Annotated in this window: 18 protein-coding genes; 6 read left to right on the top strand and 12 right to left on the bottom strand. The window is 65.5% G+C overall.

Annotated elements, in window-relative coordinates:
* Positions 1-335 precede the first annotated feature (335 nt).
* The 4 genes from U1737_RS09870 to U1737_RS09855 form a co-directional block, all read right to left on the bottom strand.
* Positions 336-1,475, bottom strand: a complete 1,140-nt coding sequence (locus U1737_RS09870) for a glycoside hydrolase 5 family protein (RefSeq protein ID WP_332796660.1) — start codon at positions 1,473-1,475, stop codon at positions 336-338.
* Positions 1,476-1,553: 78 nt separating this feature from the next.
* Complete coding sequence (locus U1737_RS09865; RefSeq protein WP_332796659.1) at positions 1,554-2,258, bottom strand: TetR/AcrR family transcriptional regulator; 705 nt, start codon at positions 2,256-2,258, stop codon at positions 1,554-1,556.
* Positions 2,259-2,266: 8 nt separating this feature from the next.
* Positions 2,267-3,862, bottom strand: a complete 1,596-nt coding sequence (locus U1737_RS09860) for an AMP-binding protein (RefSeq protein WP_332796658.1) — start codon at positions 3,860-3,862, stop codon at positions 2,267-2,269.
* Positions 3,859-5,373 (bottom strand): carboxylesterase/lipase family protein, encoded by a 1,515-nt coding sequence (locus U1737_RS09855; protein ID WP_332796657.1) that lies wholly within the window; start codon positions 5,371-5,373, stop codon positions 3,859-3,861. Before U1737_RS09855 ends, U1737_RS09860 begins: the two co-directional genes overlap by 4 nt.
* A gap of 161 nt (positions 5,374-5,534) precedes the next feature.
* Between U1737_RS09855 and U1737_RS09850 the strand changes: the two genes are divergently transcribed.
* From U1737_RS09850 to U1737_RS09830, 5 genes are read left to right on the top strand one after another with little or no spacing between them, the layout of a single operon-like run.
* Positions 5,535-8,405, top strand: a complete 2,871-nt coding sequence (locus U1737_RS09850) for a TonB-dependent receptor domain-containing protein (protein ID WP_332796656.1) — start codon at positions 5,535-5,537, stop codon at positions 8,403-8,405.
* Positions 8,402-9,712, top strand: coding sequence for a spinster family MFS transporter (locus U1737_RS09845; protein ID WP_332796655.1), 1,311 nt, complete (start codon positions 8,402-8,404; stop codon positions 9,710-9,712). Before U1737_RS09850 ends, U1737_RS09845 begins: the two co-directional genes overlap by 4 nt.
* Positions 9,709-10,026 (top strand): hypothetical protein, encoded by a 318-nt coding sequence (locus U1737_RS09840; protein ID WP_332796654.1) that lies wholly within the window; start codon positions 9,709-9,711, stop codon positions 10,024-10,026. The genes U1737_RS09845 and U1737_RS09840 overlap by 4 nt, the downstream gene beginning before the upstream one ends.
* Positions 10,026-10,949: a CE1 family esterase gene (locus U1737_RS09835; RefSeq protein WP_332796653.1), complete on the top strand. Its 924-nt coding sequence runs from the start codon at positions 10,026-10,028 to the stop codon at positions 10,947-10,949. The genes U1737_RS09840 and U1737_RS09835 overlap by 1 nt, the downstream gene beginning before the upstream one ends.
* 53 nt (positions 10,950-11,002) lie before the next feature.
* The gene (locus tag U1737_RS09830; RefSeq protein ID WP_332796652.1) at positions 11,003-12,568 is read left to right on the top strand and encodes a hypothetical protein; all 1,566 of its coding nucleotides are present in this window, start codon (positions 11,003-11,005) and stop codon (positions 12,566-12,568) included.
* Positions 12,569-12,727: 159 nt separating this feature from the next.
* Here U1737_RS09830 and U1737_RS09825 read toward each other — a convergent pair whose 3' ends face one another.
* The 8 genes from U1737_RS09825 to mhpA form a co-directional block, all read right to left on the bottom strand.
* Positions 12,728-13,705 carry an ABC transporter substrate-binding protein gene (locus U1737_RS09825; protein ID WP_332796651.1) on the bottom strand — a complete coding sequence of 326 codons (978 nt, stop codon included), beginning with the start codon at positions 13,703-13,705 and terminating at the stop codon, positions 12,728-12,730.
* Positions 13,702-14,595, bottom strand: a complete 894-nt coding sequence (locus tag U1737_RS09820) for a VOC family protein (RefSeq protein WP_332796650.1) — start codon at positions 14,593-14,595, stop codon at positions 13,702-13,704. The genes U1737_RS09825 and U1737_RS09820 overlap by 4 nt, the downstream gene beginning before the upstream one ends.
* 12 nt (positions 14,596-14,607) lie before the next feature.
* Positions 14,608-17,034: a TonB-dependent receptor gene (locus tag U1737_RS09815; RefSeq protein WP_332796649.1), complete on the bottom strand. Its 2,427-nt coding sequence runs from the start codon at positions 17,032-17,034 to the stop codon at positions 14,608-14,610.
* Positions 17,035-17,194: 160 nt separating this feature from the next.
* Entirely contained in the window at positions 17,195-19,159 is a 1,965-nt protein-coding gene (locus tag U1737_RS09810) for a glycoside hydrolase family 3 protein (protein WP_332796648.1), read from the bottom strand.
* Positions 19,156-20,511 carry an MFS transporter gene (locus U1737_RS09805; RefSeq protein WP_332796647.1) on the bottom strand — a complete coding sequence of 452 codons (1,356 nt, stop codon included), beginning with the start codon at positions 20,509-20,511 and terminating at the stop codon, positions 19,156-19,158. The genes U1737_RS09810 and U1737_RS09805 overlap by 4 nt, the downstream gene beginning before the upstream one ends.
* Positions 20,512-20,575: 64 nt before the next feature.
* A complete protein-coding gene (locus U1737_RS09800; RefSeq protein ID WP_332796646.1) occupies positions 20,576-21,415 on the bottom strand; it encodes a fumarylacetoacetate hydrolase family protein in 840 nt (279 codons plus the stop codon).
* Positions 21,412-21,894, bottom strand: coding sequence for a GlcG/HbpS family heme-binding protein (locus tag U1737_RS09795; protein WP_332796645.1), 483 nt, complete (start codon positions 21,892-21,894; stop codon positions 21,412-21,414). The genes U1737_RS09800 and U1737_RS09795 overlap by 4 nt, the downstream gene beginning before the upstream one ends.
* On the bottom strand, positions 21,891-23,468 hold the full coding sequence (mhpA, locus tag U1737_RS09790; RefSeq protein WP_332796644.1) for a bifunctional 3-(3-hydroxy-phenyl)propionate/3-hydroxycinnamic acid hydroxylase MhpA: 1,578 nt from the start codon (positions 23,466-23,468) through the stop codon (positions 21,891-21,893). Before mhpA ends, U1737_RS09795 begins: the two co-directional genes overlap by 4 nt.
* A 112-nt stretch (positions 23,469-23,580) precedes the next feature.
* On the opposite strand from mhpA, the gene U1737_RS09785 reads away from it, so the two are divergent.
* Complete coding sequence (locus U1737_RS09785) at positions 23,581-24,498, top strand: LysR family transcriptional regulator (RefSeq protein WP_332796643.1); 918 nt, start codon at positions 23,581-23,583, stop codon at positions 24,496-24,498.
* The last annotated feature ends 336 nt before the right edge of the window (positions 24,499-24,834 follow it).

Below are 24,834 nucleotides of genomic sequence, written 5' to 3'. Positions count from 1 at the left end.
GTCGATGACGCTAACCGATTTGCACAGACGCCAGCATTCAGGGACAATCGAGAACGTCGCGAACGGTCAAATCGGAGCTGTTGCTGGCTGTCCGGTTTGTGCCACGCGAACAGAAGGATCTGTCGGGAACAGCCGTTCGCCGGCTAACGCAGCGATGGCTTGAAGTGATCGGAAGCCGCCGCGAGGCCAAGACCCAGTAGCGGACGTTCAAACGCCCTTCCCGGCTTCCCAACATCAGACGCTCGTTCATCTGCGATCTGGAATCGCAGCCCTCAATTATTCGCTCGCGAAGAAGTGAGGGCTACAGTCTTGCACTGGCCGGGTAGGTGGAAATATCAGCTGCCCGTACGAGGCGGCTGGTACTTGCTCTTGGGCGCATCGACCAACCGCTTAATTAGGTCGACCTCCGACTGACGGTATGGCGTCCCATCGGCCTTCAGCACGTCGTGGAACCAGATCGTTGGCTGCGTGAGCGTGTAAGGATGGTACCAACTATCCCACGGCAGCCGCGTCTTTGTCTTTCCGTCGACGAAGCCCCAGTTCATCATCGCGACGTTGTAACGCTTGCCGATCGGCAGGCTGCCATCGAAGGTCGAGCCGTTACCCCGTGCCATATACTCGGTGCACAGGATCGGCCGGTGATAGGGAAGTAGCTGTTTAATCTTGACCTCGAGCGTTTCTGGCCAGTCGTAATTGTGAAAGCTGACAATATCGGACCGATCGAGCTGGATGGCTTCGATCGGCTTGCGCTTACCGCCCGGTGCCCAGTCGCCGTCATGGCTCCAAACAGGGCTCGTCAGCGGCTGAGTCGGGTTCATCGCCTGCGCCCACTGAAAGACATCGCCGAGTATCGCCTGGACCTGGGCGACTTTGTCGGGAGTCGCCGCGTAGGCAGGTGCCAGATTGTCGGGCTCGTTCCATACGTCCCAGGCAAGCACGCGATCGTCCTTGGCGAAGGTCCCGACAATATCTTGTACATACGCTTTAAGCTGCGGCCGCGCATCGCGGTCCGCCAAGAGCGCGGCCCCCGGAGATTGTACCCAGCCGGAATTGTGGACGCCCGGGATCGGCGGATGCTGAGGACCCAGCTTCGGATCGGGATCCCAGCAACTGTCGAAGAAGACCAGCATGGGGCGGATTCCGTGCCTCTTCGCGATGGCGAGGAACGCATCGATCCGCGTCTTGAAGCCGTTGGAATCCTGCTGCCAGAGCTTGTCGTGAAGGAACACGCGCATCGTGTTCATGCCCATCGCCTGAGCCCAGCCGAACTCGCGGTCGATCGCTGCGGGATCCCAGGTCGCGGCTTGCCACATTTCCAGCTGGTTGATCGCGTTGGCCGAAATGTAGTTCGCGCCCACCAACCAAGGCTGCTTCGCATACCAGGCGTTGGCCTGCGCGCTCGTCCACCGTTCGCGGGCATCGGCTTCGCTCGCCCCCATGGCGGTGCAAGCCAGGGCAATCAGGGCAGCCCCCATCCGACCTTTCATATGCATCTCTCCTGTTGCCGCGACCGCCGCTGCGGTTCTTTCGGCCTGTTGATCAGTGTTTTCTGCTCAGCCTTCCGCATCCTTCGCGCCCGATGTCGGTGCAAATTCACGGAAACCCGCTGCCATGAACCGCGCCATCCGCGCTTTGACAGCCTCGAAATCGTCGGAGTGGCACAGACCGTTCGACAGCTTGTCGATCCGCCCGGTTCGCGCGAGCGTGAGCAGCAGGCTGCCGGTGACGAAGTGATAGCCCCAGAAGATATCCTCTTCCGCCATGTCGGGCATCGCCCGCTTGAGCAGGTCGATCAGCCGCATCACGACCGGATCGAAATGCTTGTCCATCAGCTCGGCCCCATAGTCGGTGTTGCTGAGCTGGCCGCCGAGCGCGCCCCAGTTGCGCCACCCTTCCCCGCCGGAAATATACAGATCCAGATCGGTATCGAGGAACGCGTGCAGCGCGCCCTCGACGGTCGGGCGCCCATCGCACGCGCGTTCATACGCATCGAGCGCCTCGATCCGCCGCGCGCGCGTGACGGTGGCGCGCCGTTCAAAGACCTCGACGAACAACGCCAGCTTGTCGGCGAAATAATAGTGCATCAGGGACGTGTGGACGCCGACGCGCTGCGCGACGTCCTTGAGCGTCACGCCGTAGATGCCGTGTTTCGAGAACAGATATTCCGCGGCGTCGAGGATCTGCTCGATGCTGTCTTCGCGACGCTCTTTCCTCGAGCGTTTGGGCTGTGGGCGTTCGGCGGGTGTATCGGTGGCCATGGCGAGGGTCATGCGCGGAGGACCGCGTCGGACGCAACCGCTTCGGCCGCGCCAAAGGTTGCGCGAAGCGCCTGCTTGTCGATCTTGCCCGTCACGGCGAGCGGCATCCGGTCGATTCTGACGATCGCATCGGGCATCCACCACCGCGGGATCCGGCCAGCCAGCTTTGCTTCGATATCGACGTCGGTGCTGGCCTCGTAAATCAGGACCGGTCGCTCGCCCCATTTAGCATCGGCGCGCGCGATGACCGCGACCAGGCCCATATCTAGGCTCTCGGCGACAATGCGCTCGATCTCGCCGGGATTAATCCACTCGCCCCCGGATTTGATGAGGTCTTTTGCCCGTCCCGTGATCGTTAGGCTGCCGTCGGGGTCGATGCGCGCCAGATCGCCGGTATCGAACCAGCCTTCGGCATCGGTCGCATCCTGCGTAGCCCCGAAATAGCGCTGCACCACACTTGGTCCACGGACTTGCAAATGCCCCTCTGTCTCGCGCTGTCTGACGAGCACCATGCCGGATGCGTCCGTCAACCGCAGATCCAGGCCGATCGGCGCACGCCCCGCCGATCCGGAACGCGTCCGCTCCACGCCGTGGGGTGCCACGGTGCCGAGCGGTGAAAGTTCGGTCATGCCCCAACTCGCATGGACGGACACACCCAGACCGCGTTCCAGTCGGCGTTGCGCGTCGATCGGCATGGCCGCCCCGCCGAGATAGATCCGCTTCAAGGACGGCAACGCAATGCCGTGGCGCTCGACATGATCAAGCAGGTCGAGCCAGACCGTGGGCACACCCGCCGCGACCGTCACCGCCTCCGACGCGATCAAGCTGGCGAGGCTGGCGCCGTCCAGGTTCCTCCCAGGCAGCACGAGTCCCGCGCCCACAGCTGGCGCCGCAAACGGTATGCCCCAGCCATTGGCATGGAACATCGGGACGATCGGCAGCACCCGGTCGTCCGCCGTCAGCGCCAGCGCATCGGCTTGGAGAAGGCGCAGGGTGTGCAAATAATTGCTGCGATGCGTGTAGAGGACACCCTTAGGCGGACCAGTCGTCCCCGACGTGAAACAGAGCCCGGCAGGATCGTTCTCCAGAGCGCGCCCCCAAACCGGCGCCTCATAGTCGCAACCCCCGGCCGTAAGATCGCTCAGCGATGTACCGGCAGAACGTTCTGGATCGTCGATCGCGATCGTCGCCAGAGCATCGTTGGTGATCTCGGACGCCAGCGACGCGAGGCCGGACCCATAGAGCAAGAGGCGTGGGCGGCTGCGCGCCGTCATCGCCGCGAGTTGCGCTGCGCTCAGCCGTGGATTGAGCGTGTGGCAAATTGCACCTATCGCAGCAGCCGCATACCATAGCAGCACGTGCCCCTTGGTATTCCAGCCAAGCGTTGCGATCATGTCACCCCGCCCGATCCCCCCCGCAGATAGCGCGGCCGCCAGCAGGCCCGCCTCGCGTCGCAGTTCGGCATAGCCTGTTCGAACCACCCCATCGGGGCCTGCCGACGCCACGGTCACGTCGGGATGCCATTTGGCCGCATGGTCGAGAAACTTCTCTACGGTGAGGTCATGGCGCTGCATCGATCCTGCGTGCGACCGCTCGGCGGTCATGGCTCGTTCGTCCACGCGGGGATCGAAGTTGCCAGCGCAGCCTTTCTCGCCTGCTCTTCCAACGGAGTCAGCATCGTCGCCCTGATCGGCGTGGCGATCGTCAGGCTGCGTGGTGCCGTTGCCTCGTCGATCCGCGGCCAGGCGACTGTCCCCTTGGCATTCGGATTACCCGTCCGTGCGAACTGCACCCAATAATTTCCCATCGCTCGCGAGACGGAACGATCGGCATCGTCCCACACCGCTCCGTCATACGGGTTCCCGAACAGATATTGTAGCTCGTCACCATGCCCCGCCCCTGCGGAACCGGCGCGTTGCGATGCGGGGACCTGGTCGAAATAATAGCTGTATGCGCGGCCACCGGCCGCGGCATGCATCGCCCCGATCGACACCGAAGGCAGGATCGACAGGACATCCTCCGCCAGATCGGTTTTTGCCGCGTCGGCCGATTTACCCGGTCGCGCCGCGACGTAGCGCGTCTCGAAGTCGCTCACCGCGGTTCCCAGCGCCAGCTTCACCGCATCGGCGTTGTTCGACGACAGGGTCGACTCGTTCGAATTGGCGCCGATGATCAGCGGTATTTTCCTCTCGCGCTTGCGCAGGAAAGCGGTACCCGGGCTTGCGACGACGATCTTCCCGTCGATGAAGGGGAAGCTTCGCATCAATAGCTTGTCCGCCGGCAGCGCGCGCAGCCGCGCTGCCGTGACATCGCCCAGACCGGCCGCATCGCTCAACGTCTTGCCGATGGCTTCCACCTTCGCAAAGCTCGGCAGCACCGAGCCGCCTGCACCGGATTGACTGATCGCCTTGTCGAACAGCCCCTCTGCGGCGGGCGCCCCCATCAGGAGCTGCACCGTGCCGGCCCCCGCGGACTCGCCGAACGCCGTGACGTTACGCGCATCGCCCTGGAAACCCGCGATGTTGTTGCGCACCCATCGCAGTGCGGCGATCTGATCCATGATTCCATAATTGCCGAGTGCGCTGCCGGGAGCCTCGCGCGTCAACGCAGGATGCGCAAAGAAGCCCAGCACGCCGAGCCGGTAGTTGAGCGTCACTACGACGACGCCGCGGCGTGCCAGCGCGGCACCGTCATATAACGGTACGCCTGCCGACCCGTAGGTGAACCCTCCGCCGTGGAAGAACACCATCGCCGGATATCTGCCCGGTTTGGCCGGCTGCCAGATGTTGAGGAACAGGCAGTCCTCGCTGGTCGGGCCAACCTGAGCCCAGGCTTCCTTGCGTCCCGCGGGCTGCATGCAGGCTGCGCCGAACCGGGTCGCGTCGCGTGTCCCCTGCCATGCAACGACGGAAGCCGGTGCGCGCCACCGCCGATTACCGACCGGTGGAGCGGCATAAGGGATGCCCTGGAATATCCGCAGATCGTCCGTGGCGCGCCCGACGACGTCGCCACCTTCGACGGATACGACGGGCCCCTTCGGTGCGGCACACGCCGGTACAGCGCCGCCAAACATGGCCAGCGCCGCGACCAGCCCCCTCGTCAATCCAGATGTCATGCGCCCGGCTCCTCTATCCTGATCGATGGGCTCTGATGGCCCTGCTGATACCCCTTTTCATCATTCACTAATTCACATGTCAATCAGTATTGACTCCATTTTATCTTTCGGGGATTACTATGGACGAGCGCCGAAGAGCGCCGTTTTTAGGGAGTAAGAGGATGCGAGGGCTTCTTCGTGCGTCGGTGTCGATGCTCGTGCTGGCGGCATGGCCTGCCGCGGCGCAAACCGTAGCTGCGGGCGAGCGCGCGCCGGCGGCGACCAGTGCCGACCCGGTCCAGGCGGATGCGACGCCGCCCGACGACAGCACCGAGTCCAAGGATATCATCGTCACCGGTTCACGTACGATCGTCGACGGATCGCGCGCACCGACACCGATCACCGTCGTATCCGCCAGCCAGCTCGAAACCTCGGCACCAGGCACGATCGCACAGGGGTTAAACCAGCTCCCCGCCTTCCGTGGATCGACCGGCGCGGCCAACGGCCAGAGCGGATCGAACGCCGCCGATTCCGGCAGCTTCATCAACCTGCGCAATCTCGGGCCGCAGCGCACGTTGCTGCTGCTCGACGGCCGGCGTGCACCACCGTCAACGCCACTGGGTACGGTCGACACCAACATCCTGCCGCAGGAACTCGTCAAGCGCGTCGATGTCGTCACCGGCGGTGCGTCCGCTGCCTACGGGTCCGACGCGGTGGCGGGTGTGGTCAACTTTGTACTCGATACCGGCTATGAAGGGCTGAAGGGCAGCGTCCAGGCCGGCACCACGACGTACGCCGACAACGGCACGCAGAAGGTCACGCTGACCGCCGGCTCTGGCTTTGTCGGCGGACGTGGCCGCATCGTCGCAAGCGGCGCGTTCTACAGTTCCGACGGCGTCGGCAGCAGCGCGAAGCGCCCCTGGGGCCGAGATGCCTATGCCGTCATCCGCGATCCGGCAAATTCCGCGCAGAGCATCATCGTCTCGGACTTTAACAATCCGATCTTCTCGCCCGGCGGCGTGATCTATGGCGGCACCGGTCTCGGGTCTGGCGTGCTGCAGTTCGGTCCGGGCGGCACGTTGCTCCCGTTCAACCGTGGCACTATCGTCGACGGCGTGCAGGTCGGCGGCGACGGCCCCAAGACATCGACCAACCTGATCGCCAAGGTGCGATATGGCAGTGGATTTACGCATGCCGAATTCGACGTCACCGACAAGCTGACCGTCTTTGGCGAAGGCATGTTCAGCAGCGTGCGCAACCGCTACAAACAGGTCGAAGACTTTTTCATCCCCGGCTTCAACGCGCCGACCATCCTGAGCGGCAACGCGTTCCTGCCAACCGCCGTGCAGTCGATCCTGACCGCCAACCGGCTCGGTGGATTCCAGCTTGGGCGCTTCTCGTACGATACCCAGCCCGCGACCGCGACGACGACCAACGACACCTATAACTTGGTCGCCGGCCTAAAGTGGAAGCTGCCGAGCGACTGGCGGCTCGACGCCTATTATTCGCGCAGCCACAATACCCAGCTCACCAAGGTCGCGAACGACGTCATCTACAGCCGGTTCTTCGCGGCGGTCGACGCGGTCCGTAATCCCGCTAACGGCCAGATCGTCTGCAATGTCACACTGACTAACCCGGGCCTGTATCCCGGTTGCGTGCCGATCAACCTGTTCGGTAGCGGCAGCCCGTCCCAGGCCGCGATCGACTATATCAAGGGCACCGCCTTCTACCGTGCCGTGGTCAAGCAGCAGGTCGCAGAGGTCGCGCTGAGCGGTTCCGCGTTCACGCTCCCCGCCGGCGACGTCAGGGTCGCGATCAGTGCCGACTACCGCAAGAACTCGGTCACGCAGACCACCGACTCGCTGTCGACCACCCCGGTGTCCGCCACCGGCCTGCGTCTGGTTCCCGCCGCGGTGCTCGCCGGCGCCGGCAGCTATCAGCTTGGCAATACGCAGCCCTTGGGTGGTTCGTTCGACGTCAAGGAAATCGCCGGCGAGGTCAACGTGCCGGTCCTGTCGTCACGCTCGCCGATCGGCTCGATCGATCTCAACGGCGCCGCGCGCTACACCGATTATAGCATCTCCGGGTCGGTCACGACGTGGAAGGCGGGCGCAGTCTGGAAACCGGTCGACGGCATCGCGCTGCGCGGCACCGTGTCGCGCGATATTCGTGCGCCCAACATCCAGGAACTGTTCGGCGGCTCGATCCAGAGCCAGGTCACGGTCAATGATACGCGCAACAACCTCGCCGCCAACGTCATTCAGAGCCGGATCGGCAGCATCGCGCTCGATCCGGAGATCGCCAAGACCTATACCGGCGGCGTCGTATTCACCGGTATTCGCGGGCTGGTCGCGTCCGTCGATTACTTCAACATCAACGTGAACGACGTCATTCAGACGTTGACGCCGCAGCAGACGATCGATGCGTGCACCGCCTCGGCGTTCACGTCGGCCCAGTGCGCGAACCTCGTCTACACGAATGCGGCTGCGCGGACCGGACTGGTCCGTGTCTTCACGCCGCAACAGAATCTGAGCCGACTGAAGACGAGCGGGATCGACGGCGAGGTCGGCTACACGACACCGCTCGCCGGCGGCACGATGCAGGTCAGGGCGCTGGCGTCGTATCTGATCAACTATTCGATCGGCGTCCCGGGCGGCGCGACGATCGATTACACCGGTGTCGTCGGGACGTATCAGAACCCGCGCGTCACCGCCCTTGCCAGCGCATCCTATTCGGCCGGCGCCGTCACGCTCTACGCGCAAGAACGGCTGGTCGGGAAAGGCAAGTTCCAGGCGAGCACCGACTATTACAATCCGGCACTCAGCCCGTCCGACAATCGCATCCGCGCGGCTTGGTACACCGACATCACGTTGAAGGTCGATGTCGGCACGGACCGCCGCATGCAGCTGTTCGGCACTGTCAACAACCTGTTCAACGCGCATCCGCCGATCATTCCAAGCGGCGCGTTCCAATATGATTATCCGACCAACGCCAGCCTGTACGACGTCGCCGGTCGCACGATCACCGTTGGCGCACGAATGAAGTTCTGGTGACCGCTGCCAGCGCCACGCCGGAGGTCCCTTCCCCGCGCACAGCGGGGACACCGACGCCAGCGCGGCGCTGGATCACGCTCGGCATTCTCACGGCCGTCTACATCCTCAACTATGTCGACCGGACGCTGCCGTCAGTCCTCGCAAAGCCGATCCAGGACGATCTGAAGCTGACCGACGGTCAGCTTGGATTGCTTGGCGGGCTGTACTTCGCGCTGTTCTACGGCGTGCTGTCGCTCCCCGTCGCCTGGATTGCGGATCGGTCGAACCGGGTGCGCATCGTCGCCGTCGCGTGCGCGCTGTGGAGTGCGGCGACGATCGCCTGCGGTCTAGCCCGCGGCTACGGCGAACTCGCGACGGCGCGCATGGCGGTCGGTGTCGGCGAGGCCGGCGGCGTCGCACCGTCCTATTCGATCATCGCCGATCTGTTTCCCGGCGAACGCCGCGCCACCGCGCTGTCGCTGTACAATCTCGGGCCGCCGCTGGGCCAGATGCTCGGGGTCGCCGGCGGGGCTGCGCTGGCCGCCAGCGGTGGTTGGCGCCACGCGTTTCTGGTCGTCGGCGCGATCGGCGTGATCGCGGCGTTGATCGCCTCGATCGCCCTGCGTGAACCCGCGCGCGGCACGATGGATGCCGCTGTTCCAAATGCCGCAGAAGCGCCCGTGCGCGTTGGCTTAACCACCAGCGTCCGCCTCTTCTGGGCCGACACGACGCTCCGGATAGCCGCATTCGCCGCAGCCGCGTCGGCGTTCATCGGCTCGGGCACGCTCGCCTTCCTGACGCTGTTCCTCATGCGCGAGAAAGCCATGACCCTGCAGCAGGTGGGCAGCTACTTCGCCGTCCTGCTCGGCGTCTGCGTCTGTTGCGGCATCTTCGCCTCGGGCCGAATGATCGATGTCCTGTCGCGACGGTCGACCGCCGCATACGGACTCATTCCCGCCCTTGCCACGGCGGTATCGCTGCCGTTCTTCCTCGGGTTCGTCGCAGCGCCCGATTGGCGGATCGCACTTGCGCTGCTCGCCGTGCCACTCTTCTGCAACTATTTCTACCTGACGCCGGCCGGTGCGCTGGTGCAGGCACGTGTCCCCGCCGAGCGCCGGGCGACTGCCAGCGCGGTGATGTTGCTCGTCATGAACCTGATCGGCGGCGGGCTTGGTCCGACGTTCCTCGGCATGGTCAGCGATGCCGCGCACAGCGGCCATTCGGATACGCCGCTGCAATGGGCATTCTACGCGATGGCGCCGGTCTTTGTGATCGCGGTCTGCCTCCACCTTGCCGTGGCATGCAGGCTCAGGCGGCCGGCATCGTGACGCGCGCCGTGGCGCTGATCGTCGCTGCCCTGACGCTCACTGCGTGCGACGGCAGCAAACGCCACACCAGCGGCAGCGACATCGTCGTCGTCCGCAACGACACCGACCTGCACGCCGATCTCGTTGAGCCCGTCGTCAACCAGGAACGGCAGACGCCGATAGTCGCGCCGCCCACGTCGTCCGGCCTCGAAACCCAGCCGGCCGTCAGCGGAACCTTCACCGACACGCCGCTGCCACCCGAATTGGCGCACCTGAAAAATCTTGGGGCCGCGCCGAACATGACCATGTCGAAGCCCGAGGAGAGGATACCATGATGATCCGTACACTGAGTGCCGCACTGGCAATTCTGTCAGCCTTGCCCACCACGGCGATTGCGCAGAGCCTGGCACCGACCTCACTCGTGCCCGGCGATGGCGATTACGTCATCGCGCCCGATATCGTTCCCCGAACCTTCAAGCTCCACGTGCCCGCAAGCTACGACGGTACCCTGGCGGTGCCGCTCGTGCTCGACTTCCACGGCTTCAGCTCGACCGCCGAGGAAGAGCGCAGCGTCTCCGGCCAGCTTCAGCAGTCCGACAAGCGCGGCTTCATCGTCGTCTATCCCGAGGGACTGGCGCGAAGCTGGAACGGCTATGGTTGCTGCTCGACGAGCAAGGCGACCGAGGTGCCCGACGTCCACTTCGCACGCGCGATCATCGACTGGGTGAAGGCCCGCGCGAAGATCGACGCGACCCGGGTCTACGTCACCGGTATCTCCAATGGCGGCTCGATGGCACACCGCATGGCGTGCGAAGCCGCCGATGTCGTCCGCGCATCGGCCGCGGTGTCCTTCCCGCTCAACCTCGACAAATGCACGCCGCGCCGTCCGATCACGATGTTTTCGATTGCCGGCACGGCCGACACGACGATCCCCTATGACGGATCGAAGCCGGATGCGCCGGTCAGCAACATCGCCGGCGTGCCGGTCCGCATCCAGTCCGCGCCGGCAAGCCTTGCCGCGTGGAAGGCCAATGACAGCTGCTCGTCCACCCTCGCCAGCCGTGCCGTGATCCCGGATCGAGTACTCGAGGATGTCTATACCGACTGCGCGGGCGGCGTCCGGACCGGACTGCTGACGATCGTGGGCGGCCGGCATGTCCTCTACAACGGCTATCGCGGTCCCACGCTGAGCTACAGCGGCGACAACGCGCCGATCGACGTGTCCGAATATATCTGGACCACCGTTTTCACCCAGTGACCGCGGGACGGCATCGTCCCCCCGATAGCGATCTGAACGAGGCGCATTGCACAATGTCTCAGAACCAGCCGACAGGCGTGACGACACGCCGTGAGGTATTATTTGGCGCGGGAGCACTCGGCGGCATCGCTCTTGCGGAAAGCGTTGCGGGGGCGGCGTCGCCCGCTCGCGACATCGTCCCGCTGCCGACGCCCGAGATAATCCGCCGCGACTATCAACGGATGGTCGATTTTGGACCGAGGCTGCCGGGACACCCCAACCATGTTCGCTTCGTCGATTTCCTCGCAGCCGAGTTCCAGCAGATCGGGCTGACCCTCGGCCCATGCGACAGTTACGCCTATCGGCGCTGGGATCCGCTGGCCTACGGGCTCGATCTCGAAGACGACGGAACGATGAAGCCGGTCCCAAACATCGCCTATTACGTGCGATCACACCCTGCACCGCCCGGCGGTATCACCGCCCCGCTCCATTATGGCGGGACGATCGACAAGAACGGACCGACTGCGCTCGGCGAGGTTCCTGCCGGCAGCATCGTCGTGTTCGACGGCAAACTCCCGCAGACGACGATCCAGCAGCTTGTCGATCCGCTCTACATCCACGTGCCGGATGCGGAGAAAGCCGAATATCTGTCGCGACCCTATAAACGGCTGTGGCTCATGCCCGCATTTCCGCTCGAGGCCGTGCTGGCGAAGGGGGCCGCGGGTGTAGTCATCATCATCGACGTGTCGGACGCAATGATTGCTGGAAACTTCTCCCCCCACGCCAGCCATTACAGGCCGCCGCTTCCGGCACTGTTCGTCGGAAACGAAGCGGGCAATGGCGTCCGCCGGCTCGCCAAGCTCGGGAAACGCGCAAAGCTCACTGTCGACGCACAGTGGGTCAATTGCACTGTGCCCTCGCTAACCGCGATCCTCCCAGGCGAAAGCGACGAAGTCGTCGTCATCGACACCCACACCGACGGACAGAACTTCATCGAAGAGAATGGCGGCATGGCGATGCTGCAACTGGCACGGCATTTTGCCAGTCTACCCAAGCATCAGCGCCTCCGCCGGACCTTGGTCTTCGCTGGCTGGCCCGGTCACATGAGCGGTGCCCTGCCCGAATGTGGAGGCTGGGTCCGGGCGCATCGGGATCTCGTCAAGCGTGCCGCGGCTGCGGTAACGATCGAGCATCTCGGCGCGCCCGAATGGGAAGACGTTCCCGGCAAGGGCTACGCGCCAACGGGGCGCAACGAATATATGAACTTTGCAACAACCGGCGGGGTACTGACCGATTTGGTCAAGGACGGCTTTCGTATGTTCGACCTGCGTCAGCATGGTATCCAGGCTGGTCCGGGAACCACAACCGGCGCAGTGTTTCATGAATGCGGCGTCCCGCATGTCGGGGTCATAGGCGGACCCAATTACCTGCTGGGCATCGTCAAGAACGGCCACTTAGACAAGCTGGACGCCGACCTGGCAGCGCGACAGACGGCCATGATCGCCGAGTTGCTCACGCGCATAGACGGCGTATCGGCAACGGTCCTCAGGTCAGCCGATCATACCCTTGGGGCGCACCCTGCGCTCGGTGCTGATTCAAGCGTGCGCTCCGCATGTCGCCCAGCATTAGCGCCGGGCTAACCCGCCCAACGGACATGGCCGAGGCGACCGGACCCACAATCGGTCATTCGCGGCATTCGTTCCGCTTCTCCAAATCGGACGTTCGTTTAGGTTCAATAGTACCCCGCGAAGTCGAACCTTCGAGCAACATTCCTGTTGGGGCAGGCCGAGCAGCCGCTGTTAGCTAAACAGTGCTTCCATCGGAATTAGCGCGTCTATCAGGCCATCCTCGGTGGCGTAACGCAGCATACGGTCAAGCACGGCGCGATTGGGCTCGACGCCATACGTCCACGGCTGCTCGCCAAGCGCTTCGACACCACTTTGAGCAGAATTGGCGAGCCAAGGCATCGCGCATTTCGGAAAGTCTCGCGTCGCCAAGTCGGAGAGCGCCAGATCCAAGCTGCGGACGAACGCGTCGTACACGGCGACGCCTAGGGTTGGTGACCGCTCAATCAGTGAACGGCGGACCACCAACACGTGCATGATCGGGAACACGCGCGTCCGGTGCCAAAAATCGATCTCGGCCTGGCGATAGTCCTCCCACAGGCGACGCACCGGCGCGGCTCCGGTAGTGAAGCAGCGTGGCGCGGTTGGGCTGATGATGGCGTCGATGGCTCCGTCGGACAGCATCGCGTCGAGTGTCGACGACGATCGCGTGACAGAGATTTCCTCAGGCAGTGTCATCGACATGCGATCGGTGAGCACCGGGGCGTGCAGGCCCGCGGTGACCCAGTCGATCCCGTCGCGCGAGACGCCATAATCGTCGGCGAGTAGGCCGCGCAGCCACAGCGCGGCGGTCTGCTGGAAATCGACCAGTCCGATCCGCTTGCCGGCGAGATCGGCCGGGCTTTCGATGCCGCGATCCGCGCGGACGTAGAGATTGGAATGACGGAAGCTGCGCGAGAGGAACACGGGCAGGCCGACATACTCGCGGCGTCCCTGCGCGACCGCGGCGATATGGCTGCCCATCGAGAGTTCGGCGACATCGAACGTCGCGTCGTCCAGCGTCATGCGGAACAGCGATTGCGCCTCGACGCATCGGAGCGTCGATAAGAAGCCTTCGATCGCGACGCGACCGTCGAGCAGCGCCTCGATCCGGTCGGAGAAGGTGCAGCCGATCGTCAGCGCCGGGAGATCGCCGCGCGCCGCATCGCTCATCGGGCGAACGGGACGGCGAGCTGCGCCGCCTTGCATACGTCCGATTTGGCCGGCGCGACCCCCCATTGGTCGGTCCGCCCCAGTGCCCAGGTCCAGTCGGCGGGACCACCGACCCGGTAGTTGTCGTCGACCTGCAGCACCTCGGCAGTCTGTTCGATCACGAAGCCGAACGGATCGACGAAATAGGCGAAGACATTGTCGCCAGGGCCATGCCGCCCGACGCCCCAGGCGATCGGGAAGCCATGGTCGATCATCCGCCCCGATGCCCGCATCACGCCCTCCCAAGTCGGCACCAGAAAGGCCACATGGTTGAGCGTATTTACGGCGGCGTCCGCGATCACGATCGAATGATGATCGGTGTTGGTCCGCACGAAGGCCATCATTTTCGACCGATCGGTCAGCCGGAAACCGAGCCCGTCCACGAACAGCGCGGTATCGCGTGCGACGTCATCGCTGTTGATGTTGACGTGCGCCAGCCGCTCGGGCCGATCCGCGACGGGCGCGTCGGCGATGCGCCGTTTGTCGTCGGCGACGATACGGATCGTCCGGCCGGTGACGTCGGTGACGGCAAAGGCGGTGCCGTCGCCGGGTTCATCGACCGCATGAAGCGGCATCCGCAACCGACAACCCACGCCCAATAGCCGAGCGAGCGACCGGGCCTGCGCATCGCGATCCGTCGCGCGGAAGGTCATCGAACGGATCGTGGCACGTTCGCCAAGGTGGAGAGCGAGAAGCTGCGCATCTTCGCCCGTTCCCCGAAGCCAGGCCGAGTCGCCACGGCGATCCGCAAGGGTCAGCCCCCAGGCCGCGCTGTAGAAATCGACCGCCGCGCCGACGTCCGGCACAGTAAAATCGACGCTGCGCAGCCCGGATACATCAAAGACGGTCATCGCTGCGCGCCGTCAGAATCGAGCGCGGAACGTGGCACCGGCATAGCGGGACGCCTCCTTGGCGGTGAAGTAGAGAAGATTGCCGGGATTGGCGGCGTTGGTGACGATGTTGTCGCGCTGCAGGCCGAGCGCATAGGATTTGTCGGTCAGATTGCGGACGAAAACGGTCAGCTGATAGCGATCGTCCTGCGTATGCACGCCGATGCTGGCATCGATCGTGGCATAACCCGACTGACGCAACGCCTGATCCTGCTCGAACGAGAAACCAACGGCGGTCTGCGCATTGCCCGTCAGCTGGACGAAGCCGGCATAGTCGGTGCCCGCAATATCCTTGTCGTAGCGGACGCTGACATTGCCGCGCCACCGCGGCGCATTGGGAAGGCGCACACCGCTGAGGTTCTGGAGCGTGCCGTTGGCGTTGCGATAGCATTGGTTTACCGGTTCGGCCTGGCCGGCGGCGAGCACGACGGGGGCGGCCTGCGCGGGCAGGGCGCAGGCGATGCGATCCGCATCGTAGGTCGCATCGAGATAGGTGACGCCGCTGTTGATCGTCAGGTCGCGGGTCGGGCGTGCGGTGAATTCGAGTTCGATCCCCTTCGACACCGACGATCCGGCATTGGCCGGGATCGACACGTTCGGGGCGGTGGTGGTCTGGATCTGAAGATCGTTATACTTCGCGTGGAACGCCGCGGCGTTCAGGCTGAAGCGTCCATCGGGGCTCTGCCCCTTGAAGCCGATCTCGAAGGCGTTGACCGTCTCTGGCCGGACTGGAGGCTGACTGGCGAAATTGGCGGTCAGTTCGAGGTCGTAGCCCTGACCCTTGTAGCCGCGCGACCAGGTGCCATAGACCTGCGCCCGCCGGCTGAACTCGTACTGAAGCCCCGCCTTGCCCGACAGGTCGGTGTCGGACACCGATCCGCGGCCGGTATTGGCGGCGAACAGGGCGCGGTCGCCGGTGTAGGACGGAAGGCCGTTACGGCTGCCGGCATAAGATACGGTTTCCCGCTGCAGGCGGAAGCCGCCGATGGCGGAAAGCTGGTCGGTGACGTGCCACTGCACCTGGCCGAACGCGGCGTAATTGTCCGTCTGGCCGGTCGATGCGCTCGATCCCGACGAGAAGAAGAAGGTCGGGCAAGGCTGGCCGAACGCCGCAGGGTTGGTGACGCAGCCGCCGGTACGGCGCGTGAAATCGCGGTCGAGGTCGAGGTGGAAATAGAACAGACCCACCGTGTATTCGACCGGTACGTTCGACGGGGAGGTCAGGCGCAGTTCCTGTGTGAACTGCTTGATGTCGACGGTGCCGCCGTTGATCCCGAAATAGCCGTTGCCGAATGGCACATAGACCGGCGTCGCGGCTACGAAGCCATCGACATCGACATTGTTGGCGAACTTCCATTGCCGCCAGGCGGTGATCGACGTGAGCGACGGACCACCGAGATCAAGGCCGGCTTCGAGCGAGACACCGCCCTGGCGCGTGTCGCTGAACGTGCCCTGGTCGCTGGCGACCGTACGGTTTTCGCGCGAGGCTATGACCGGCGCCCGCAACGCGGCAAGGACAGGACTGGTGGTCTGGTAAGGGATTGGCTGGCAGCAGTCGCTGTCGCTCTTGCGATAGTCGGCGGTGAGCAGGAGGTTTAGGTTGGCGGTGGGATCCCATTCTACCTTGCCACGCAGGCCGAACGTCTCGTTGCCGTTGACGTGCTTGCCGCGACCGACATCGTACAACCAGCCGCGATCATTGGTGTAATAGCCGGTAAGGCGCGCGCCGAGAGTCTCGGTCAGCGGACCAGATACCGATCCGCGTACGCGATACTCCCCCATCTCGGCGATCGTCGCCTCGGCGACGCCCTCCAGCGATTTGGACGGGCGCTTCGTCACGACGTTGATGACGCCAGCGGTCGCGTTCTTGCCGAACAACGTGCCCTGCGGCCCGCGCAGCACCTCGACGCGATCGACGTCGATCAGATCCTGAAAACCCTGACCCTGCCGCGACAGGACGACGCCGTCGACGACGAACGACACCGCGGATTCCAGCCCGGTGTTGAACAGCGAGGTACCGACACCGCGGATGCGGACATTGTTGTTGAGGTCGCTCGTCGACTGAGTGAAGGTCAGCGACGGGACCAGCGCGGCGATGCCGCTGGTTCCGGCCACTTGGCTGTTGGCGAGCTGGTCACCCGACAGCGCCGTAACGGCGAGCGGCACGTCCTGAAGACGCTCGCTGCGCTTCTGCGCGGTGACGATTATGTCACCGGCTTCGAGGCCGCTTTCGGGGCTGGCTTGAGGACCGGAGTCGGATGGAGTCGGCGAGTCGGCCTGCGTGCTGACTTGAACCGGTTCGGTCGACGGGGCGGTCTGCGCGATCGCGGGTACGGCGATGCCGAGCGCCAGGCTGGCAGTGGCTGTGGTAGCAAGCAGTCGCCCGCAACGGTGAAACATTTGAAATCCCCTTCCAAGTTCCGCGCCGTTGATCGGCCGCTCTGTGATTGCTCTCGGACCACGAAGTAGCGGTCTTCGCCTCGGCTTTCGAAGTGCGCTCCGGCCATGCCCCGGTCAAATGATCGTACTTTGTATCGTGCCAACTTTTCCTGATGGCTGCCTACCGCGTCGTTTTGGGCGCGTAACGCAAACCATAGCCGCGCGCATAAAGCGGCCGGCCAGTGTCGGAGGGAAGGTCGGGCCGCTGGCGCTCGACCGCCGCCATCGACGCCGGCAGCTCGAATGGCAGCCGCCCTTCCGGTCGGCCATGGCCGAGCAGCACGTCGAGCAGCGGCCCGTCGCCGACCCCGAAATCGGCAAGCAACGCGGTCATGCCCGGCTGGATGTCGGTCAGGATCGCGGGGCGGTCGAGATAGGCGCTGACGACCAGCGGGATGAGCGCCGCCGTTGCGCGCTCGATTGCAAGACGATCCGCATTATCGGGCGGGAAGGCGAGCGAACCCTCGTGATGGCGCGCGCCGAAGAAATAGTTCGTATGCTGCGTGAACGGCGCGGCGATCCGGACGATCGCGAGATCGGCATCCTGCGGCCGCTCGACGACCGTGAAGCCATGCGCGCGCGCGACCTCGGGCGATACCTTCCACAGCCAAACCTTGCGACTGGCGGACGCGAGCGGCAGCAGTCCGCCGGTATTGCGCAGCAGCACCAGCGAACGGCGCTGCGCGTCCTGCGCGGCGGCGCGCGCGGCGGGATCGCCGACGGTCCGCTCCGCGTCGGCGGGATCGACATAGGCGTTCTCGAACAGCCCTAGCGCGAAGATCTGGGTCAGCAGCCGACGCGCGGAACGATCGATCCGGTCGGGCGCGATCCGGCCGGAGCCGACAAGGCGGACGACGATGTCGACATCCATCACGCCGCCAAACTGGTCGACTCCAGCGTCCAGTGCCTTGGCGAAGCGCTGATCCTTGGTCAGGCCCTCGACGCCCCACGGCATGCCGACCCGGTCGATGTCGAGCGTGCCGTCGACGCAGACGCGATCGCAATCGTCCGTGATCTTCCAGTCGGTCAGCACCACGCCGCCGAAGCGGTAACGGTCGCGTAACTGCTCGGTCAGCAACTGGCGGCTGAAGCCGGCGCCGACCCGTTCGAGCGCGCGTCCCGCGACGACGAGGCCGGCGGGCGGCTCGGCATAGGTCGGCATGACGCCCGCGACCTGCGAACGAAAGGCGCCGAGGAAGGGCCGGACATGCATTGCAAAGGCATCGCCGCGCAGCGACACGCGACGGCCATAGGGATTGTGCGCGTCGTAGCCCTCAGGCTGCGCCCCATAGCCGACCCAGTGCTTGACGACCGCGGCGACGCTGTCGAGGCCCAGCCCGTGGTCGCCGCCCTGGAACCCCTCGACATAGGCCTGGGCGTAGCGACCGACCGCGTCCGGATCGTCGCCGAACGTGCCGCTGATCCGCGGCCAGCGCGGTTCGCTCGCCAGATCGGCCATCGGCGACAGCGCCATGCGGATGCCGACCGCGCGATATTCGCGGGCAGCGGTGGTGGCGAAGCGCCGGACGAGCGCCGCGTCGCCGATCGCGGCAAGGCCGGTCGGCTCGGGCCATTGCGAAAAACGTCCCGCCGCCACGCTGAGCCCGAAGGTGTTTTCCTGCGTGTTGCGCGGATCGGAGCTGAACACGATCGGGATACCCAGGCGGCTACCTTCCGCCATCTCCTGCGCGGCGTTCGCCATCTCCGCCAGCGCGGCGGGGGCGGCGGTGACGCGGTGGATGAAATAGCGGATGTGGCGATCACGGATCAGCGGCTTCATCGCAGACAGGTCCCACGGCGCGCGCAGCCCCTTGTCGATGCCGGGCGGCGTGCCATGCATCAGCAGCCCCGCCTTTTCCGCGAGCGTCATCCGCGCGACCAGATCATCGGCGCGGCGTTCCGGCGACAGCCTCCAGTCCTCGTACGGCGACAGACGACCGTCGCCGTCGGAATCGTGGAAGTCGCGGCCGTCGACACGAAGAACGGGCTTGGCACGGTGGCCGATCGCGGGCTGCGGTTCCGGCACTGGCGCAGCGCCGATCAGCAGGGGCATCGCCGCCGCGAGCAACAGGAAATACCGGGTCATACTGATGATCCTGCGACCGGGAGGACGACATGCGGGGCATCGCGACGACGAGTCCTCGCATGGTGCGACGCGACGACTAGCGCGGCGATCGCCTGCGCGGCGGCGAGCATCGCAAGCGTCGTCCACAGCGCGTGCGGCATCGTCTGGGTCCAGCCGATCAGCAGCGGTCCGGCGACCCCACCGATCCGGCTGACCGCGACCGCCATCCCAACCGCGGTGCCGCGGATCGCAGTGGCATAGCTGACCGCGGTATAGTTGTTCATCACCGCCTGCGTGCCGAAGATGAAGAAGCCCGCCGCGGCGACTGCGACGAAGGCAAGGCTGCCGCCGATCGTCGTCGCGAGCAACAACAAGGCGGCGGCTCCGCCGACGAACCCCGCGGCCATGACGGGCAACCGCCCGTGGCGATCGGCGAACCAGCCCGCGACCAGACCGCCGACGATCTGCATCGTCATCAGCAGCGATCCGTATCCGAAGGCGGTGTTCACCGCAGCGCCCTCGCGCAGCAGGATCGAGGGAAGCCAAGCGGTAAGGCCATGAAGGCAGAACAGGCTGAGCGCGCTTGCGATCCAGATCGTCAGCGTGACGGTGCGATGCCGCGCGTCGAACACCGTGGCGAGGGTCGACCCGCCGTCATGCGGCGCGCCGCCCGCTATGAAGGTGGCACTTTCGCCATAGGCACCGACCCGATCGGGCCGCAGGCGGCGCAGGATCGCGCGGACCTCCGCCCAGCGTTCGCGCGCGGCGAGGAAGCGGACCGATTCGGGCAGGACGGCGTGGCAAAGCAGTGCGATCGGGATCGCCGCCGCACCGATCCAGTAGAGCGCGTGCCACCCATAGGTCGGCGCGAGCGTCATGCCCGCAAGTCCCGCGAAGATGCCGCCCAAGGAAAAGGGCAGCACGAACGCCATCGTCGCATAGCGGTTGGCGCACGACGCGGGCGCCCATTCGTTGATGTAGACGAACGCGATCGGCGACAGCATGCCAAGCGCGATGCCGAGCGCGACTCGCAGTACGCAGAAGGTCGAGAAGTCATGCGCCAGGGTGGCGAGCGCGAGGCTGGCGAGACCGAGCAGCCACACGCCCGCCAGCATGATGCGCCGGCGCCCGAAGCGGTCGGCGAGCGGCCCCTGGAGCAGCGCGCCCGCGGCCAGCCCGGCAAGCCCCAACGACAGCATAAGCCCCACCTGCGGCGCGCCAAGCTGCCACTGCGCCTTCACATAGGGCGCGACATAGGCCGCATTGAACAGGTCATAGCCGTCAATGAACAAGACGGTGCCGATCAGCGCCGCGAACCGCAGGTGGAAACGCGACAGCGGCGCCTCCCCCATCTCCCGCTCGACATCGATCATCGCCGTTCCTTTCTGGGGCGATCCGCCCGCCGGCCAGACAGAGCCGCGGGCGCTCGAACCCCCGTCACCCCTCGTCGCGAACCGGATTGGTCAGCGTGCCGATCCCGTCGATCGTCACTTCGACCGTGTCGCCCGCCTTCATCCACAGCGCCGGCTCGCGCTTCGCGCCAACGCCGCCGGGGGTGCCGGTCAGGATCACGTCGCCGGGCGAAAGCGGCGTGAAGGTCGAGCAATAGGCGATGATCCTGGCCAGCGGGAAGACCAGCTGCGCGAAGCTCGCCTGCTGGACGACCGTCCCGTTGAGGCGGGTGGTGATCGTCTTGTCGTCGATCGCGCCCATCTCGTCCGGGGTGACGAGCCACGGCCCGCTGGCGCAGGTGGCGGGGAAGTTCTTGCCGGGCGCGAACTGGGTGGTGTGCCACTGGAAGTCGCGGACCGATGCATCGTTGGCGCAGGCATAGCCCGCAATATGATCCAGCGCGTCCGTCTCGGCGATCCGCCGGCCGCCTTTGCCGATGACGATCAGCAACTCGCCCTCGTAGTCGAGCATCGTCGATTCGCGCGGGCGCAGGATCGGTGCACCCGCCGCGATCTGCGTGTCGGCCCAGCGCGTGAAGATCGACGGATGGTCGGTTTTGGCACGGTTGGTTTCCTTCCGGTGATCCTCGTAATTGTGCCCGACGCACAGGATCTTGCCCGGATTGGGCACGACCGGCAGCAATTCGACGTCGGTAAGCGCCAGCGACGGCTCGGCACGCGCGGCGAGATCGGTCAGCGCATCGGCGGCGATCGCGGCCTTCAGGTCGGCGGGTGCGCCGGGCAGCGCAGCGAAGTTCGCCACCTGGTCGCCGGTGAGCGCGCCGTAGCCGGGCGTGCCGTCGTAGCGAAAGCTGATAAGTTTCATGCGGGATCCTTGTCGCTGTCGGCGTTCGGTAGAGGAGGGTCAGGCGTAGCGCCGGGGTCGGCAATCAGGCCGGCGTGCGCGACGGCGGCGACGGCGCACGCCTCGTCGAGGTCGGAAGTATCGCCGCTGATGCCGACCGCACCGATGATCTCGCGGTCGTGGTTGCGGATCAGCACGCCGCCGGGCGCGGGGATAAGCGTCCCCTCGCTCACGACAGCGAGCGCATCGAAGAAAGCGGGAGCTGCCTTCGCACGCGCCGCCAGCGCGCGGCTGCCCATACCCATGCCAAGCGCGCCCGACGCCTTGGCGGTGGCGATCGCAGCGCGCAGCAGACCGGCGCGTTCGTCGCGCTTGAGCGCGAGAACGTGTGCGCCCGCGTCGAGGACGACGACGCATAGCGGTTGCGCACCGCGTGCTTCGCCCTCCGCCAGCGCCGCATCGACGATCCGCGCGGCGGTAGCCAGCGTCAGCGCGATCACGCCGCGACCATCCGCGGCGGCATCGCCAGCGCGACCGCAGTGAGCAGGTCGTTGACCAGCCCCACTACGCCGTCGCGCGACGCCGCAGTGCCATAGACGTAGAAATCGGGACGAACGAGCACCGCAACAGCCTCGTGGCCCGCCAGCCATTGTGCCATCGTGCCCTCCGCATCGGCGAATTCGTCGCCGATCGCATAGACGGTGCCGCCGAGCGCGGCGAAGGCCGCGATCGTCGCCTGGTCCAGTGCCTCGGCTATCGCGCCATCCGCAGCGATCAGTACGAATCCGCCGCCGGTCACGTCGTCGAGCAGCGCAGGCGTACCGTCGTTATCGGTCACGCGCGGCTGAATGAACCGCGCGCCACCGCCTGGGTCACCATCGCGGACCATGCCGTGAATGGGAACGATCAGGTCCGCGGCAGTGTGGACGGTGCGGTCGGCCTCGCGCGCGCGGATCGCAACGTCACGCGCAGCGGCGGCGGCGGGATCGCGCTCGCAGATATAGCGCCCGGTCTCGACCGCAGCGGCGATCACGGCGCGCACCTGCGGCTCGCGCTCGCGTTGGTACCCGTCTAGCAACGACGGCGGGGCGGCGCGCCGCGCGACCAGCGCCAGCTTCCAGGCGAGATTGGCGACGTCGCGCATGCCATGGCACATGCCCTGTCCGAAGAAAGGCGGGGTCTGGTGCGCGGCATCGCCGGCCAGGAACACGCGGCCCACCTGCCATTGTTCCGCGAGCAGGCCGTGAAAACGATAGGTTGCGGCGCGGATCACGCGCGCGGGTGCATCGCCGATCCACGGCGCGATCAGCCCGTCGACCACGTCGGGTTCGCGCATCGCCAGGTCGTCTTCGCCGGGCAGCAGCATGAATTCCCAGCGGCGATGGTTGCCGCGGCCGGGCACGATCGTCGCCGGCCGGCGGGGATCGCACAGCATCACCGACAATTGCTGGACGTCCGCGCCCTCGGGCAGGCCGGGAAAGTCGGGGAAACGCACTGGGCCGTCGACCTCGGCATCGACGACCAGCCACGGCTCCTCGAAATCTAGATCGACCAGCGGCACGCCCAGCACCTTGCGGACGGGGCTGCTCGCGCCGTCGCAGGCTATGACGTGGCCGACGCGCAGCGATGTGCCGCCGGCGATTGTCACCGTGACGCCGTCGTCGTCCTGCACCAGACCCTCGAACCCCTCGCCGAAGCGAAGCGAGACATGCGGAAACCGGGCAAGTCCGGCGCGCAGCGCGGTCTCGAGTTCGGGCTGGTAGAAGAAATAGTCGTTCGACCACCCGAACTGGCGCGCCTTGCCCGCGGTGCCGAGGTAGCGCAGCACGCCGCCATCCGCACCGATATGCAGGTGGCCCTGCGTGTCGCGCATCTGCGGGCGGATGACGTCGTCTAGTCCGGCGGACTGGAAGATGCGCATCACCTCATGATCGATATGCACCGCGCGGGGCAGCGGATAGGGTGCGGCCTGCTGCTCGATGACGACGACCCGCAGGCCAGCCTGTCCCAACAGGTTCGCAGCGGTGCCGCCCACGGGTCCACAGCCGATGATCGCCGTGTCGAAATCCAGCACTTCCGGCGTCTCCCCTCGGTGGCTCCGCTATGGCGGTGTCTGAGCAAGGCTTTGACAGCGGAGCACGGTTCCGGTCAAATGATCGTACTGCGGCGCGTATGGAGTTTTGCTGATGGCAGTCGATGCGGTCCAGATCGCCAACCTCCTCGCGATCGCGCGGCACGGCTCGTTCACGCGCGCCGCGGAGGAAAAGGGCATGTCCCAGCCGGCGCTGTCGAACAGCATCGCGCTGCTGGAACAGAGGCTCGGCGTGCGCGTGCTCGAGCGCAGCCGGCGCGGGTCGACGCTGACGCCCTATGGCGAGATCCTGGTCCGCCGTGCGGAAGGCCTGCAGGCGTTGCTCGGCGATGCCGAGACGGAGGTTCGGATGCACGCAGCCGGCGTGTCGGGGCCGTTGCGGATCGGGGCGACGCCCAGCGTCCTGCCCAAGCTGCTGCCCCGCGCGCTCGCCAGGCTGGTCGAGGACGAGGGGCCGGTCGATATCGAGATCATTGAACAGCTCGATCAGGCGCTCGTGCCGATGCTGCGGTCGGGCGCGCTCGACATCATCGTCGGGCCGGTCGGCGAGATGTTCACGTCGAGCATCGACATCGCCGAGGTCACCCTGCTGCCTGATCCGTTCGCGATCGGTGCGGGACCGCGCAGCCCCTATCGCGACCGTACCGTGCTGACGCTGGCCGAGCTTCAGGATGCACCCTGGATCCTGCCGCGCGCCGGCAGCACCTATCGCCGGCATGTCGAGGCGCTGTTCCTGACCGCCGGCGTGCCATGGCCGCGCGACTGCATTCATGCCAACTCGCTGCCGCTGCTCGAGGCGATGGTGTTGTCCACCGACCGGGTGACGATCGTGTCCCCCATCCAGATCGCTGCGTCGGGGGCTGCGATCTCGGTCGTCACGCTGGCCAATGGCGGCAGTCGTGCGATCGGTTACAAGGTCCGGGCACAAGGCCGGATGACACCCCTTGGCGATCGTTTCATCCGGCACCTCGTTGCTGACACAAGTCAAAGCAAACTGCTCGAGGAGAGATGACCCACAACCCGACATTCAAGCGCTGTTTAACGTGTCCCAACTTCCGCCATTCGTTCATTTGGTTGAACGCCAGCTCTAGGTGCCCCGGTTCAGCCGTTTGTACGACTAAAAAAGCGAGGATCGTGTCGACACATCTGCGTTCGTACGTAGGCAGGGCTAAAGTTTAGTTCCAATCGGACTACGTGCGCCCGCCCCCTTAGGCGGGGGCCATTTGAACCCGGCATTAATTGAGCTCGGTCATCTAACACGGATTTCGAACGGTTACTGCGAGAAGGAGCCCGTTTTTTTAGTGCGATTGGGGCCTTTCGAGGACATGAATTCAGCTTCAAAATGCGC

It is taken from the genome of Sphingomonas fucosidasi (assembly GCF_036663855.1).
Taxonomy (GTDB): domain Bacteria; phylum Pseudomonadota; class Alphaproteobacteria; order Sphingomonadales; family Sphingomonadaceae; genus Sphingomonas; species Sphingomonas faeni_B.
Note: the sequence above shows the minus strand (reverse complement) of the source record. Positions and strands in the feature narration are given on the sequence as shown.

What these genes read in the sequence shown, in the direction of transcription:
- U1737_RS09860 (WP_332796658.1), bottom strand. Translation starts at nt 3,862, where the DNA reads ATGACCGCCGAGCGGTCGCACGCAGGATCGATGCAGCGCCATGACCTC.
- U1737_RS09815 (WP_332796649.1), bottom strand. Translation starts at nt 17,034, where the DNA reads ATGTTTCACCGTTGCGGGCGACTGCTTGCTACCACAGCCACTGCCAGC.
- U1737_RS09850 (WP_332796656.1), top strand. Translation starts at nt 5,535, where the DNA reads ATGCGAGGGCTTCTTCGTGCGTCGGTGTCGATGCTCGTGCTGGCGGCA.
- U1737_RS09835 (WP_332796653.1), top strand. Translation starts at nt 10,026, where the DNA reads ATGATCCGTACACTGAGTGCCGCACTGGCAATTCTGTCAGCCTTGCCC.
- U1737_RS09810 (WP_332796648.1), bottom strand. Translation starts at nt 19,159, where the DNA reads ATGACCCGGTATTTCCTGTTGCTCGCGGCGGCGATGCCCCTGCTGATC.
- U1737_RS09785 (WP_332796643.1), top strand. Translation starts at nt 23,581, where the DNA reads ATGGCAGTCGATGCGGTCCAGATCGCCAACCTCCTCGCGATCGCGCGG.
- U1737_RS09800 (WP_332796646.1), bottom strand. Translation starts at nt 21,415, where the DNA reads ATGAAACTTATCAGCTTTCGCTACGACGGCACGCCCGGCTACGGCGCG.
- U1737_RS09825 (WP_332796651.1), bottom strand. Translation starts at nt 13,705, where the DNA reads ATGAGCGATGCGGCGCGCGGCGATCTCCCGGCGCTGACGATCGGCTGC.
- U1737_RS09870 (WP_332796660.1), bottom strand. Translation starts at nt 1,475, where the DNA reads ATGGGGGCTGCCCTGATTGCCCTGGCTTGCACCGCCATGGGGGCGAGC.
- U1737_RS09855 (WP_332796657.1), bottom strand. Translation starts at nt 5,373, where the DNA reads ATGACATCTGGATTGACGAGGGGGCTGGTCGCGGCGCTGGCCATGTTT.
- U1737_RS09820 (WP_332796650.1), bottom strand. Translation starts at nt 14,595, where the DNA reads ATGACCGTCTTTGATGTATCCGGGCTGCGCAGCGTCGATTTTACTGTG.
- U1737_RS09830 (WP_332796652.1), top strand. Translation starts at nt 11,003, where the DNA reads ATGTCTCAGAACCAGCCGACAGGCGTGACGACACGCCGTGAGGTATTA.
- U1737_RS09805 (WP_332796647.1), bottom strand. Translation starts at nt 20,511, where the DNA reads ATGATCGATGTCGAGCGGGAGATGGGGGAGGCGCCGCTGTCGCGTTTC.
- U1737_RS09865 (WP_332796659.1), bottom strand. Translation starts at nt 2,258, where the DNA reads ATGGCCACCGATACACCCGCCGAACGCCCACAGCCCAAACGCTCGAGG.